This is a genomic window from Paenibacillus sp. FSL M8-0142 (assembly GCF_038597315.1).
Lineage (GTDB): Bacteria > Bacillota > Bacilli > Paenibacillales > Paenibacillaceae > Paenibacillus_AQ > Paenibacillus_AQ lactis.
In genome coordinates this window covers 6,288,384-6,303,925 of record NZ_CP152008.1, presented here as the reverse complement: position 1 = coordinate 6,303,925, position 15,542 = coordinate 6,288,384, and the positions used below count along the sequence as shown (strand labels likewise).

Here is a 15,542-nt window from a genome sequence, read left to right as displayed (position 1 = left end):
TCGGCCAAAACAATTCTGGTATATATAGTAAATAAGGCTGAAAATCTAATAGAGTTGAGGAGTGAATACCTGAATGCGCATTCGATTCCAGAAGGGCCGAAAACCACTTAGTGTACTTCTTGCTATTGCTATGCTGGTAAGTATTCTTGTTCCTTTCGGATCCGTGCAGGTAGCGGAAGCTTCGCCTCGGAATGATCAAGTGGTCATCAGCCAGGTTTATGGGGGCGGCGGGGGCAACGGGGCGGTCTATGCCAACGATTTCATCGAGTTGTTCAACCCTACGGGACAGGCCGTGGACCTTACAGGCTGGAAGGTACGTTATGCAAGTGCAGCAGGTGATTTTAATAACACAACCTCTTTAACAGGTAGCATCGAGCCTTATCAATATCTATTAATTCAGCAAAGCGGGGGCTCAACAGGTAGTCCTCTTCCTGAGCCGGATTTGAAAGGGACTTTGAATCTGAGCGGCAGCCAGGGCAAGGTTGAGCTTGTAAACGCGGCTGGTGCCCGTATTGATTTCGTAGGCTACGGCCAGGCGAATGAATTCGAAGCTAGTCCGACACCAGCTCTATCGAATGCCAAGGCGGCGATCCGGAAAGAATTGACCGCAGGTCAGCCAGGGAATCGCGGTTTGGATACGGACAACAATGCAGAAGATTTCTACGTTGGTTCACCGGACCCTCGAAACAAATCATATCAGGCTACGCCCGGAAATCCCGGCAGCGGCTTAGGCAAGGTAACGGCCTCCCCGGAACCGAATGCCTGGCCGGCAGGGACAGAGATTACGCTGGCCCCGCCTACGGTAGGCGCCTCGGTCTATGCGGATGTGTACGTTTCGGGTAACGCTGGCAGAGGGTTTGAGCTCGTAGACGGTCCGATCGTCATCAACGAGCCGACCCGAATCGATGCGTTTGCCGCTATGGAAGGCATTCCGGATGGGCCGGTAACGTCGTTCCAATATGATATTTTGAAGCAAACATCGGTTGCGGAAGCGAGAGCCAAGTCTAAGGGCGAACACGTCTGGACGGAAGGCATCATCACACATATCGAAGGCAGAGAAACTTATATCCAGGACGATACGGCCGGCATCGTGCTCTACGATTATCCGATTGGCGCAGGAGTGGGCGATCGGGTCAGCGTGGCCGGCGTGATGGAAATTTACAACAATTTGCAAGAGATCAAGCCGCATGCGCTGCTGCCGTATAACGTGACGGACAGCAACGTCGGATCGCCGCAGGCGGTACGGATTAGCGGAGCGGATCTTGCTGCAGACAAAGGGGAAGCTTACGAGGCAAGGCTGGTTTATTTGGAGGATGTGTCCATTAAGTCCGAGAATCGGGCGGGCGAGTTTACGGCCGAGCAAGGCGGGCACGAATTCATCATTTATTCCGGTCTGTCGAAGCTTGCTCCGGGTAAAACCTTCAGCCGGGTAACGGGCGTGGTGAAGCAGTACGGCAATATCTACGAGCTGATCCCGCTAAGCAATGACGCCTTGATTGAAGACTTGTTCTCCGTGATCGCAAGCCCGGGGCCAGGCCCGATCATGATCGGAAGCACGGTAGAGCTGTCGAGTCCGACGACTGGAGCCAGCATCTATTATACGGTGGACGGAACGACTCCGACGACGGCAAGCACGCTGTACACCAAGCCGATTCAAGTGGACCGCGACATGACCATCAAGGCCATCGTGGTCTCTGGCACGAATATGAGCAAAGCGTATGAGTTTGCTTACAAGGCGACACAGCAGCCGCGCATTGCGGACATTCAAGGCGAAGGACACGCCTCGCCGTATAATGGGCAAACCGTAAAGGGCATTGAGGGTATCGTTACGCAATACGGCTATACCTTCTCCAATGGCAGCATCAAGGGCTTCTATATCCAGGATGCAGAGCCGGATAATAATCCGAACACCTCCGATGCGATTTTCGTGTTTGGGACGGGCAGTACTAACCTGCCGGATGTAGGCGACCTTGTGTCCGTTACCGGCAAAGTGGCGGAATATAACGAAGGAAGCTCGTCCAATCTGACTTCAACCCAGATCGAGCTGCAATCGCTCACCGTAATCTCGGAAAATCAGCCGCTGCCGGAGCCGGTTACGCTGGGCAAAGGCGGACGGCCGATCCCGGCATCGATCATCGATAATGACGGATTCCAGGTGTTCGATCCGGAAGAAGACGCCATCGATTTCTACGAATCGCTTGAAGGGATGCGGGTCAGACTGCCGGATCCGACGATTATTAGTCCGTATTGGACGAGCAGCGGCACCTACAACATTCCGACCCGTGTCGAAAATAACGTTCCGGACGTCATTACGCCGGCAGGCGGTCTGGTGCTGAAGGAGCAAGGCAACTTCAACCCGCAGCGCCTGATCATCGCTTACGGGAATCCGGGGCAGGAAGTGAGCACGGGCGATACGTTTGCCGAGGATGTCATCGGCGTGATCGGATACAACAGCGGCAATTTCAAGGTCATTCCTCCAAAAGACGGGCTGCCTGCGATCGAAGGCGGTTCCTTTGAACAAGAGGTATCCACGATCGACGTGAAGGATGACCAGCTGCGCGTGGCGACCTATAATATCGAGAACTTTTACCCTGGCGTGGGCTCCGCCAAGATCAACAAGCTTGCGGATTCCATCGTGAGTCATTTGAAATCCCCGGACATCATTGGACTGGTCGAAGTTCAGGACAACAACGGGGAGAAGAATGACGGCACGACCGCGGCGGATCAAAGCTATCGGGCGCTGATCGAAGCGATCAAAGCGGCCGGCGGACCGGAGTACAGCTTCACGGACATCGATCCGGTCAACAACAAAGATGGCGGTGCACCGGGTGCGAATATCCGGGTTGGCTTCCTCTATAACGCCGACCGCGTCAAGCTGTCGGAGAGCGTGAACGGCAAGAAAGGCTCCTCGACGGATGCGGTTGCCTATGATGCGGCCACGGATCAGCTTACCTACAATCCGGGCCGGATCGAACCGGAGAACAGCGCGTTCCATGCATCCCGCAAGCCGCTGGCCGCCCAGTTCGAATTCCGCGGCGAAAAAGTGATCGTCGTAGCGAATCACTTCAATTCGAAATCCGGAGACCAAGGGCCTTTCGGCAGCACGCAGCCGCCACTGCTATCCAGTGAGGCTCAGCGCCATCAGATTGCGGCTGTCGTGAACGGCTTCGTCAAGGATGTGCTGCAGGGCAATCCTGACGCGAATATCATCGTTCTGGGCGATTTGAATGATTTCCAGTTCACGCAGACCGGAACGATTCTGAAAGGCAATGAGCTCGACAATCTGATCGACATTCTGCCGCCGGGAGAGCGGTATACGTATACGTACGATGGCAACTCGCAGGTGCTTGACCATATTCTGGTCAGCAAGAATCTGACGAAGTCGGCTGAGGTTGACGTTGTCCATCTTAACGCCGATTTCCCGGCCTCCAAAGGCCGCGTGTCCGACCATGATCCGGTGGTCGCGCAGCTGGACCTGACGGGCGAGGCCGCTTCGGGCTTCCCGCTGACGATTCTGCATACGAACGATACGCACGCGAATCTGGATACCGTCAGCTCGCCCGACAACATCGCGCGCCGGGTGACGGCCATTAAAGAAGCGAAGGCTTCAGCGGTGAATCCGCTGCTTGTGGATGCGGGGGATGTATTCTCCGGGACGCTCTATTTTAATCAATATGAAGGACAAGCCGATCTGGCGTTCATGAATCTGGTTCAATACGATGCGATGACCTTCGGAAACCATGAATTCGACAAAGGATCCGAGGTGTTGAACGCATTCATCGAGAACGCAAAATTCCCGTTCGTGTCTTCGAATGTGAACTTCTCGGCAGATCCTGTGCTTCGGGAGAAATTCAACGATGGCGTCACGCGGGATGCCAAAGCCGCCAACATTTATCCGGCGGTCATCATGGAAGTGGACGGCCAGGAGGTCGGCCTGATCGGCCTGACCACCGAAGACACGGCGAACATTGCCTCTCCGGGGCCGGTCACGTTTGACGATGCCGTACAGAAGGCTAAGGATACCGTCGCGATGCTTCAGCAGGAAGGCATTAACAAAATCGTCGTGCTGTCGCACTTGGGCTACGACGTCGACGTAAACCTGGCCAAGGCCGTGGAAGGCATCGATATTATCGTGGGCGGGCACAGCCACACCAAGCTGGATCAAGCCGTCGTGGATCGTACGGACAGCGAGCCGAAGCTGATCGTACAGACCGGCGAGAAGGGTCAATTCCTAGGCAGGCTGGAAGTCGTGTTCGACGACGAGGGTGTTCTGCAGGATTGGAACAGCCGCTTGGCCTCGGTTGATGAAAAGGATAGCAGCGGCCAGTACGTGATCCAGCCGGATGCCGAGGCGCTCAACCTTCTGAATACGAAATATAAGCCGGGCGTAGAGGAACTGAAGCAGACGGAGGTCGGCTATACGGAGGTTAAATTAAACGGTGTCCGGGCCGATGTGCGGACGAAGGAGACCAATCTTGGAAACCTGATTGCCGACGGCATGCTGGATGCGGCGCGGGCAGCGGGAACGAATGCGGTGATCGCGCTGCAGAACGGCGGAGGCATCCGGGAGTCGATCGAAGCCGGCAAGGTTACGATGGGCGACATCATGACGGTCCTGCCGTTCAACAACGATCTGGTTACCATCACCCTGACCGGTCAGGAAATTAAAGAGGCGCTGGAAAACGGAGTGTCCAAAATCCCTGCCCAGGACGGACGGTTCCCGCATATTGCCGGCATGAGGTTCTACTATGATTCCACGAAACCGGCCGGTGAGCGTGTGCTCCGCATGGAAGTGAAGGGCAAGAACGGCTATGAGCTGATCGATCCGAAGCAATCGTACGAGGTTGCTACGAACGCGTTTACCGCCAAGGGCGGCGATTTCTACGCATCGCTAGAGAAGGCCTATCAGGAAGGGCGCGTAAAGCTGCTTTATCTTCCGGACTATGAGGTTTTCTCGGGTTACGTGAAAAAGGTAGGCACGATTACGGACAAAACCTCGGCAGTCGAAGGCCGGATCGTTGACTTGAAGGGAGCACCGCTTCCTGGAGGACCGGATCCAGGGCAGCCAGGACAGCCAGGGCAGCCTGGCCAGCCGGGAAATCCAGGCACACCGGGTTCCCCTGGACCGGCAACCCCTCCGGTGAACCCGCCGGGTACCGGCACGCCATCGCCTGCAGAGCCGGGCAAAGTCAAGGTGCAGGTTCAAGTGAAGGATGGAGAAGCTTCCGGCACGGTGACCGGGTCTGCCTTGAAGGATGCGTTGAAGCAGCCGGCTGGCGGAAAAGTAACGGTCGAGGCCGTTAGCGCGCAGCCTTTCCAATCCACTTCGATTACGGTGGATAACGAAGCGTTGCAGGCTTGGCTTGCCCAAGCAGGCGTCCAGGTGCTGAGCGTCGTAACGCCTTACGGAAGCTTCGAACTGCCGAAGAAGGAGATTAACCTTCAGGAATTGGCGAAGCAGATTGGGACGGATACCGCCGGGATTCGCCTGGTTGTCCGGGTGGCCAAGGATACCGACGCGCTGAAGGCAGCTGCAGCCCAGGGCTATCGCCCGCTGCAAGCGGTGAACTACGCTGTAGAGGCGCATGCTTCCAGCGGCAAAACCGCGCAGTTGAATGAGTATGCCTCTTACGTGAAACGCTCGGTCGCGGTGGATCAGACCGGGCCGGCCAATTCGCTGGCGGTGGTGCGTCTGAACGAGGGACGCTACACACCGGTGCCGTTCAAAGTGAATGGGCAGCAGGTCGATATCTACAGCCGGGAGAGCGGGACTTATCTGGTTCTCCGGAATACGGCCACGTTCCCAGACATCGGTTCCCACTGGTCGAAGGGGGACGTTGAATCACTCGCTGCCAAGATGATCGTTACCGGACGTTCGGAGCAGTCCTTCGTGCCGAATGCTCCGATCACGCGGGCGGAGTTTGCAGCGCTGATTGTAAGGGCACTCGGTCTGACTGCTGCTTCGTCATCGGATCCTTTCCAGGATATATCGGTGTACGACTGGCATGCCGGTTCGATCCGGGCAGCTGTGGAAGCAGGCATCGTCAATGGTTATTCGGACGGCACATTCCGACCGGACCGGACGATTACGCGCGAAGAGATGGCGGCTATGGCGCATAAGGCGCTGGAATACGCCGGGTACGAGCAAGGCGGCGATGTGCCAATCCGCTTCGCTGATGAGGCTCATATCGGTGCTTGGGCCGAGGAAGCGGTGCAAGTTTTAGGCGAGCTTGATATTCTGAACGGCGATAACCGACAGCGGTTTGCGCCGAAGTCCCATGCAACGCGAGGCGAGAGCGCCGCGGTGCTGAACCGGATGCTAGGCAAGCTGACCTTTGCGAAGTAACATGGGCGCACATCATCGTGCGAAATGTACGGCAGCTTCGCGCTGCTGTGAGGATTGACCGCAAAAGAGCTGTTCCCTATGGGAACGGCTCTTTTTTTTGTACCCAAATGTGACCCATCTGCGTCCATAACTGTGTTAAGGGTAAAAGGAGGTCTGAAACACCATGCAGACATATTCGCTCCGGCCGGGCGGGGATATTGCGGAAGCCTATGAACTTTACGGCGGCATGCTGTTCAAAATTGCAATGGTATACCTTGGAAACAAGCAGGATGCCGAGGAAGCCATGCAGGAAACGTTCATCAAGCTGATGAACAAAGCACCTGTGTTCACAGACAGGGAGCACGAGAAAGCCTGGCTGATCCGGGTGATTACAAACCAGTGCAAAAACATGCTGTCCAGTTTGTGGCGCAAACGGGTGACCCGAATGGAGCATATGGACGATTACTTCGAGGAGCCGTCGGAACGTCTGCTTATGGATCATGTGATGGGCCTGCCTTTTAAATACAAGTCGGTTATTCATCTGTTTTATTACGAGGATTATTCGGTGCGGCAAATCGCCGGCATTCTCCAGATCAGCGAATCTGCCGTCAAGATGCGTCTTCAGCGCGGCAGAAAGCTGCTGCGAATGGACCTGGAAGGGGAGGAGCGCCCATGAACCGGAATGATTACAAGAAATTGATAAATCGTATAGAACCTGATCAAGGATTGGAGGAACGTCTCATGAATGGAATCCGAGAAAAAGAGCAAGAGAAACATCCGCCGATAAGGAGAAGCCGGATCGGCATGGCTGGCGTTGGCGCTGCCGTTATGCTAGGCGTGGTGCTGGTGATATCGATCATCTGGCAGACAGAGAATACGCCTATAGCGGAAGCGCCTGCTGTGACGCCGACCGTGAGCGATGGCCAGGACGCACTGCCCGGGATGGAGGGTCCTCGGGATCCGGCCGAAGCCGGGCACGAGAAGGTGGAGCTTCCTGCAATCGAGCTTCCGAAAGACGACGGCGTCATGATGGATATGATCGGCCTGGTCGTCTATAAAGGCAACATTTACACCCAGACAGGGACGCAGATCACGGCCGAGACGGCCAAGGAGCTGCGCGGAGAGAAGCTCGGCAGGACGACGGCGGGCATTACGGAATGGAGCACGCAGGCGGATTATACGGAGCTTGCCTCCACCATCGGCGAGGCGGATATTTACGCGGTACAGGGGTACGATGAGACGTTTCGGATCATGTCCTATGAAGAGCACGACGGTCAGGTCTTTGCCGAGTTATATGAGCATTTGAATGGCATTACCGTTATGCGGGGTGAGGATATCGCGGGCAAGCTTAAGCTTGACGGCCGGATCGCCTCAGCGCAGTGGCAGGACTTTGACAGCTGGAATATGGGGGAGACCCGTCTCGAGGAGCTGCCCGCGGATGCTTCACTGGACGCTTTCATCAAGGCGTTATATGAGGCAAAGCCGGTTGCGGAGAACCAGCTGATGGAAGCCGGAATATACGATGCCGGTTCGGGTGAACAGAAATTCTTATATCTGAATCTGGAGGATGGAACCAAGGTAGAGCTGCGGCTGTTCAAAAGCGGGCCTTATGCAAAATACAGCCATGCGCAGGTGTTTTTCGAAATGGATGCCGAGGCCTTCGGCGCGCTATGGGATCGCATGGAGTAGCATAAATGGAGTGCCTTTGATTATAGGAAACGTTGACTTTATGAAAAAAGAGCGACCCTTGGGGCCGCTCTTTTTTTGGGTCACTCGTTGGATGAGCCAGCCGAGCTGATGCAAATGGGTTGAGTTACCGCGGATGAGACGCTGGGTTCAACGGATGAAGCCGGTTTAACTTTGATTCGAGGTGATTCCATGTTGGTCCAATGTTGGTCCAATGTTGATCCAATGTCGGTTCAATGTCGGTACAATGTGGTTCAATGTCGGTTCAAAGTGGTTCAATGTCGATTCCATGTTGGCTTGGTGTTGGCCCATTGTTTGCTCAATGATGTTGGCTCACTGCTGCGACATGGACAAGAGGCACGCCCTGGTAACCCGAGGGCATTCGGCCTTCGGGTCCATTCGGAGTTTGCCGGATTAGAACGGATTCAGCACATGATAGAATACGTTTGGCGACGCCATCCGGTAATAGTGGCTGCACCAGCCGACGCCTTTGTGGTTGAAGCGGTTGGTGGTGCTGAACACGAGCCGCTCCTGCTCCAGCTCCTCGAGCCGCGGGATTCGTCCGTCCACATAATCAAGAATGCGGAGCGATGCGGTATCCAGGCGGGTGAGGACGCCGCCGTAGCGGATATCGATGACCTCCCAGCCGAAAGGCTTGAACATCCGGTGCCACTGGATGCGGTGCGAGGCGCGCAGGTCACGGACGGCATCCGCGATGGCAGGAAGCACGCTTTTGGCGATATGCCGCAGCGACTCGTGATCCTTGGCATCATAGGCATGTTTCAACGTAATGCCGATTTCGCTTTTGCGCTTCAATACGGCGCTCAGCTTTTCCGGCATGTCGAACAGATAATCCAGCCCGGCATCCGGGCTGCGCTTGTCGCGAATGCGCTGCTCCAGCTCCGCGTAATGGTTCGCGAGGTCCAAGCCCTCAATCTGCTTGTCGAATAAACCGAGAAGCACATCCTGGTACAGCAGAAATTTAGATGGATTACTTTGCTTCGCATTGTTCGGCTCCTGGCCCGGAATTTCGTCCAGATCTTTGAGCAGCAGAAAGGTGTCCATCTCGATGCCCGTGCAGAATTTTACCCGTTCGGCCAAGTGGGCCCAGGAGGGTTTTTGCTCCGAGTAGGCATGCTCTGCGTATAACTGAAGGCCCAGCAGGGCCGCGAACGGATTGCCCTCATTTCCGTCGTCTCCCCACATGGTTGCGTATACCTCGCGGATGCCCTCCTGCTTACACACCTGCAATGCGACATCGGATGCGTTCAGGGAGAGCCCGTAATTGACGCCGAACGTATTGAAAATCCACACCGCGCCGGCAAAGACGAGGTTGCAGCCGAGAGGACGGTGATTTGCGATCAACTTCTCATAGTCCCCCGGCTCCATGTGGGTATAGTCCCAGTACACCATGTCCACGTCCTTCGGGATGCGGCGGGCCATCTCTTCCGGGATCGAGGTGTCCTTAGCGTAATATGCCGCATCGCCGCCTCCGCCGGAAGCGAGCTTGAGGAACATGTCGCTCCACATCATCGGCTTGAGTCCGCGCTTGCGGACGGCAGCCAGCACTTTGTCCAGGTGCGCGAGCATGATGTCGAAGCGGCTCTCATATCCGTTCAGGTCCAAATATTTGCCGCGACCGAGCTCCTCCGCCTCGTCCATGCCGATGTGGATTTTCTTGCTGCGGAACGGGGCGCTGGCTGCTTCGATCATCCGTTCAATAAGGGAATCGGTTCGCTCGCTGCCGACGAGCAGCGCTCCCTTCGTATCGCGGTAATGCTTGATCGGCTCCCACTTCAGGAATTCCTCCAGATGTGCCAAGGTCTGGATGCTCGGGAACGCCTCAATGCCGAATTGATCGGCATAGTCGTCGATTTCCCGCAGCTCCTCCTGCGTATAGCGGCCCCGCATATATCCGAAATAGGGCTCATCCTCGATCTCGTACGTATCCTCCATATACAGCATGACGGTATTCATGCCCATTAAGGCGAGTTTATTCAGCATCAGCTTGAAGCTCTCTACCGTGAGCACTGCATTGCGGGACAGGTCGAGCATAGGCCCCATCTGGTCGAATTGTTGTTGTTCCCGAATATGGAAGGCTTCGCGCTGGCGGCTGTGCTGAACGAGCAGGCCAAATCCACGGAAGAATTGATGCTTCGCCCCATAGCGGATGTAGGCATGGTCCGCTTCGCGGCCGACCACGAGTTCGCCCTCCGACTGTCCGATGCGGACAGGAAATCCGTCCTCACTCATCTCCACGCCAAGCTCATGCAACAATATCCGGGCACCGGATTCAATATCCGCGGTTAGGCCCTCGAAACGTAATTTCATCGAGATAATCCCCCTGTTTCACGATTTTTACGTCACAACATTATATCATTATAATGTTTAATGGTATTGCAATCGTGGGCGGAAAGCAATAAGGATTTTATCAAGCCGGGCTGAACCGGTTTCTTAACAGCAATCTGTAACTCATTCCAAATCCGCGGTATCGAATCGAGGAAAAATTCTGTTGACACTGGTAAATTACGGGTGTATTTTAGATACAAATCGTTTTTGCAAAAACGTTTTGCATACCGAGCTACTACTCCAATCGATCGTTTAGGTTATTATGATATCGCTTACACGGATTACATATGATTTCATTCGAGATAAGGAGATAACCATGGCAGCAACCATTAGAGACGTCGCCCGCGAAGCGGGAGTGGCAGTATGTACCGTATCCTTCGCGATGAATGGATCGGCCCATGTGGCCGAAGCGACGAAGAAACGCATTTTTGAAGCAATCGAGAAGCTGAATTACCGGCCGAATCAATCGGCGCGCGGATTAGTGACCAAGAAGACGAACAACATCGGCTTGGTCGTCGAGGACACCGTAGACGGGCTGGAGAACAGCATTCTTCTTGACGTGATCAAGGGTCTCGGGCAGGCGACGGGAGATAATAATTACGATCTGCTGCTCTCCTTCCAGAAGCCCAGCACAAGCAAGCTTGCGGATCATCTGCTCGACGTGTACCGGAAGCAGTCGGCCGACGGCCTGATTTTGATGGGGGCAGCCATCAATCAGCCATTCGATGAATTGATCAAGAACCGCTTCCCGTTCGTGCTGCTTGGAAGGCCCGCCATCCCGGGTCTATGCCACAGCGTTAACGCGGATAACGAACAAGGGGCATACGAAGCGGTGAAGTATTTAGTCGGCAAGGGCCACCGCCGCATTGCGCTTATTACGCCATGCACGCTGGAGGTGGATGCCTCGCTTGACCGGTATAACGGGTATCGTCTGGCGATGGAGGAATTCGTGGGCCGGTTCGACGAGCAGCTGGTTGCCATCGGTTCGTTCGAGCAGGACAGCGGATATGCGGAAACCGAGAAGCTGCTGAGCCTGAAGGACCGCCCAACCGCTATTATCGCAGGCCGGGACGTCATTGCCTCCCGCGTTGTGGAGCGGGCGCAGGAGCTCGGCTATGCAGTGCCGGACAACGTAGCGGTCATCGGCTTCGACAATACCGTCGTATCCCAGCTGGCCCGTCCGTCCATCACCTCGATCGAGCTGCCGATGCGGCAGATGGGCCTCGAAGCGGCGCAGCTGCTGATGAAGCTGATCGACGGCGAGATCGGCTTTGATGATATCCAGACCATTGTACTGCCTTGCACCGTGTGCGAAAGAGAATCGACCTGATAACGAATAGATTTCGTTGGACGGTTCTTTTTTTAAACCATACAAAAACGTTTTTGTACCCCATCGTCATTGAAGGGAGTGATGCAGGTCAACTTGATCAGCTTAGACTTCACATAAATGTAAGCGAATACATTGAACGCTTAGGGGGAGTGAAAGTCATGTTTCCATTTCGAAGATTCGTTAGCCTCATCCTGATCACCTCGCTCATTACGCTGCTCGCCGCTTGTTCCGGCGGCAGCGCCAACCGTGCCGAACCGGCACCGACTCCCGTTAGTAACGACAATAACGACAATACGACACCCGCAGAACCTGCTACCGGCCAGCCGGTAGCACAATCAAAAAGCGGCACCATCCAGATCTCCTTGCGCGGAGCCTCCGCCGAAGTATGGGGCAAGGTAGCCGAAGCCTATATGGCGAAGCATCCCGACGTTAAAGTGGTCGTGGATATCAAGCCGGCCGAGGGGTACCGGGATTGGCTGCAGGCTCAGTTTGCCGCCGGGGAACCGGAGGCCGATTTTGTGAACACGAATGAGAACAGCGATCTCAATGAAGACCAGAAATTCGTCGATTTCAAGCCTTGGCTGGAGACGGAGAACCCCTATACGGGGAAGCTCTGGAAGGAGAGCTTCAATCTCGACGGCATGGGCGTCAATTTGGATGATCCGAATCTGCAAACGCTGCAAGCGCTGAACTTCGAATCGGTGCAAATTTTGTGGATGTACAACAAAGAGATGTTTGAGAAGGCTGGTATCACAGACACCCCGAAAACCTTTAACGAGCTGACCGCGGCTTTTGACAAGCTGAAGGCAGCAGGGTACATCCCGTTTACGATCGGCGGCAATGCGCTCTCCTTATGGAGCGGTCAGGCCGGTTGGCTGATGCGCATTTATCCGGACCAGTATTTCCGCGACTATGTGGAGCTGATCCGGTCCAAGCCGGAAGATTATACCTATATGCCGAGCATCGACGATAACTGGAAGTTCGATCTAAACGATCCGTACAACGATTCCCGTTCCAATGTGTCGACGAATGAGCTGCGGATGTATAAGGCAATCAAAGACAAGGTCGGTCCATACAAAGTCGAGGGCAATCCTGCTTGGCGCGAGGTGTTGACCAATCTGAAGACCTTGTTCAGCTACGCACCCGAGGGATTCATGGGCATGTCGGAGGAGCAGGCCTACAAGCTGTTCCTGACCGGCAAGGCCGCAACCATGGTTGCGCTGCCGTCCTCTTATTGGCAGCTTCCGAAGGATTTTGCCGATGCGGAGAAGACGGGCGAGAGCGGAGGCGTAAAATCATTCGATTTCGGATTCTTCAACATGCCTTCCATGGAAGGGGAGCTGGTGCAGGCGCCTGCTAGAACGATCCATATCTATACCGGTTTTTACGGCTTTGTCAAAAAGAATGCGGAGCAGACCGCACTGAACATTGATTTCATGATGTATCTGACCAGTCCGGAAGGATACAAGGTATACCTTGAGGCTGTTCAAAACTCCAAGGATGCTTCCTTAAGCGGCGCTCCGCTGTTAAACGATATCGAGCTGCCGGAGGAAATGAAGAAGACATTCGAGTCGTTCGACGCGATCGGAAACACGGAAGGACTGAACAGCCCGGGCAATGTGCTGGCGCGCGGTCTCCACGACTATCAGCCGTCCGTGCAGAGCTACATCGGCCTCATCTCCAAATATTTCAACGATGAAATCGATGTGGACCAATTGCTGAAGCAGTACCAGGCCGACATTGATGCCAAGTTTGAGGCTATGCTGAAGGAACGCAAGAAGGAGCTCTCCGACCTTGAGCATCCGGAGCGGCAGCCGCCGGTTAGGCAGTAGCATGCGAAATCGTGAAGCGCAGGGTACCGTTTTAAACAAAAAGGGGTACTCGTATCGAACGGTCCTGCGTTTCCACTTGGCATGGAAGGGAGTGTGAACATAAGGTTATGCGGGCAATCAAATCCATCCTATTAGTACTGCTGCTGCTATGTCTGTGGATCCCGCCGATTTATGCCTCCGTGCCGATCTGGACCATGGAGCAGGGGCTGACGATCAAAGCGGTGTCCATCTCCGAAGACGGCGAGCAGGTGGCGGTCGGCACGCAGAATGCAACCGCAATATTGCTTCAGCAAGATGGCACGCAGCAGTTCGAATTTGCGGCAAAAAACGTCGTTACCGGTGTCGCGCTTCTGAATGACGGGCAGATGCTGGTCTCCTCCGACGACCGGCATCTGTATAAGCTTGATGCGAAGGGCGAGGAGATCTGGAGCCGGGATTTCCGAAAAATGATCAAGAATTTATCGGCAACACCGGACGGCAAACGAGTGATCATAACGCTCCACAACGAAAGCGTGATTCGTTTGCTGGACGAACAGGGAGAGGTGCTGCAAGAGATCCCTGTGGGCATCGCCGTGAAGACAGCAGCCTTATCGCCGAATGGGCAATGGCTGGCAGCGGGTGCGGCCAATCAGTATGCTTATATGTTCGGCCCTTCCGGAGAGCAGCTATTTCAGATCCCCCTAGATGGTGATATCCAGCATGTGGCTGTCAGCGACAATGGCACGCTGGTCGTAGGATCGTCCAACAACAAGGCGGTCATCTACTCGTCCGAAGGCGACAGCCTTGGCGAATTGGTGACCAAGGACAAGGTCACATCTGTCCATATCACCAATGATGGAGCATTTGTTGCGGCCGCTGATTATTCCGGCAATTATTACGTGGCGGACGAGGGCGGCTCTCTGCTGTGGAGCACGAAGGAGGTTGGTGCCGGCCAGCAAATCCGATTCAGCGCTGACGGCACGAGGCTCTTTGCAGGATCGGATCAAGGAGCCGTTTTCCAATATGAAGTCGGAGCCGTGCTTGCGCAAGGCAAACAAGCGGCGATGACTCAGAAGATGCTTCAAATCGGGGCGGTCGTGGTCTCCATCGTGCTGATCGCACTGTTGTTCCTGTGGCTTTGGCGCAAGAAGCCCCACATCCTTCAGCGATTGTGGAGGAGCAAGCTGGCCTATGCCATGCTTCTGCCGAGCTTCACGCTTCTGATCATATTCCTGTATATCCCGGCTATCTCCGGCTTGATTCATTCCTTATATGACTGGAATCCGGGGGCCAGGAGCGAATTCATCGGCCTGGACAATTTCAGGCGCATGCTGAATGATCCGTACGTCACCAAAGGCGTGGGCAATCTTCTGATCCTGATCGTGACCGGGCTGATTAAGGCTCTCATCCCTCCGCTGATTGTAGCGGAGCTGATCTACCATCTGAGAAGCAAGAGATCACAATACGTATTCCGTACGTTCTTTGTTATTTCCATGGTCATTCCATCCGTCGGCATGCTGCTGGTCTGGCAGGATATGTATGATCCGAACATCGGTCTCGTGAATCAGGTTCTGCGGATGATCGGGCTCGGCTCGCTTAGCCATGCATGGCTGGGAGACCCGAATACCGCGCTGTGGGCTATCATCATGATGGGCTTCCCGTTCGTCGGCATTCTTCAGCTGCTGGTGCTCTACTCGGGGCTGATCGCCATTCCGGACGAGGTCATTGAAGCGGCCAGGATCGACGGGGCCAAATCCTTCCGGATTATCCGCACCATCCATCTGCCGCTGCTGGCCGGGCAATTCAAGCTGCTGATCGTGCTCGGGCTGATCGGCATCATCCAGGACTTCGGCTCGATTCTGATCGTAACGGGGGGCGGGCCGGCGGATTCAACCTACGTACCGGCGCTGCAGATGTATTTTGCCGCTACGAAATTCAATGATCTGGGGTATGCCTCGGCGCTCGGCGTCAGCATGTTTGCCATCATAATGATCATTACGGTCATCAATATGAAATTTATCAAAACGAATACGGACTAGGA

The 15,542-nt window shown here is 54.9% G+C and carries 7 protein-coding genes; 6 read left to right on the top strand and 1 reads right to left on the bottom strand.

What is annotated here, in order from left to right; translation table 11 throughout:
- Positions 1-73 precede the first annotated feature (73 nt).
- The 3 genes from NSQ46_RS28435 to NSQ46_RS28425 all read left to right on the top strand — a co-directional run bounded on the left by NSQ46_RS28435 (position 74) and on the right by NSQ46_RS28425 (position 8,014).
- Positions 74-6,346 carry a 5'-nucleotidase C-terminal domain-containing protein gene (locus tag NSQ46_RS28435; protein WP_342575614.1) on the top strand — a complete coding sequence of 2,091 codons (6,273 nt, stop codon included), beginning with the start codon at positions 74-76 and terminating at the stop codon, positions 6,344-6,346.
- A 163-nt stretch (positions 6,347-6,509) separates the two neighbouring features.
- Complete coding sequence (locus NSQ46_RS28430; protein ID WP_210094271.1) at positions 6,510-7,001, top strand: sigma-70 family RNA polymerase sigma factor; 492 nt, start codon at positions 6,510-6,512, stop codon at positions 6,999-7,001.
- Between the two features lie 65 nt (positions 7,002-7,066).
- The gene (locus NSQ46_RS28425; RefSeq protein WP_244869055.1) at positions 7,067-8,014 is read left to right on the top strand and encodes a hypothetical protein; all 948 of its coding nucleotides are present in this window, start codon (positions 7,067-7,069) and stop codon (positions 8,012-8,014) included.
- A 411-nt stretch (positions 8,015-8,425) separates the two neighbouring features.
- Here the strand turns inward: NSQ46_RS28425 and NSQ46_RS28420 are convergent, their stop codons facing one another.
- The gene (locus NSQ46_RS28420; protein ID WP_342575612.1) at positions 8,426-10,342 is read right to left on the bottom strand and encodes a beta-N-acetylhexosaminidase; all 1,917 of its coding nucleotides are present in this window, start codon (positions 10,340-10,342) and stop codon (positions 8,426-8,428) included.
- Between the two features lie 334 nt (positions 10,343-10,676).
- Between NSQ46_RS28420 and NSQ46_RS28415 the strand changes: the two genes are divergently transcribed.
- The 3 genes from NSQ46_RS28415 to NSQ46_RS28405 all read left to right on the top strand — a co-directional run bounded on the left by NSQ46_RS28415 (position 10,677) and on the right by NSQ46_RS28405 (position 15,540).
- Positions 10,677-11,690, top strand: coding sequence for a LacI family DNA-binding transcriptional regulator (locus tag NSQ46_RS28415; protein WP_342575610.1), 1,014 nt, complete (start codon positions 10,677-10,679; stop codon positions 11,688-11,690).
- A 158-nt stretch (positions 11,691-11,848) separates the two neighbouring features.
- Positions 11,849-13,522 (top strand): ABC transporter substrate-binding protein, encoded by a 1,674-nt coding sequence (locus tag NSQ46_RS28410; protein ID WP_342575608.1) that lies wholly within the window; start codon positions 11,849-11,851, stop codon positions 13,520-13,522.
- Positions 13,523-13,629: 107 nt separating this feature from the next.
- Positions 13,630-15,540, top strand: coding sequence for an ABC transporter permease subunit (locus NSQ46_RS28405; RefSeq protein WP_342575607.1), 1,911 nt, complete (start codon positions 13,630-13,632; stop codon positions 15,538-15,540).
- The last annotated feature ends 2 nt before the right edge of the window (positions 15,541-15,542 follow it).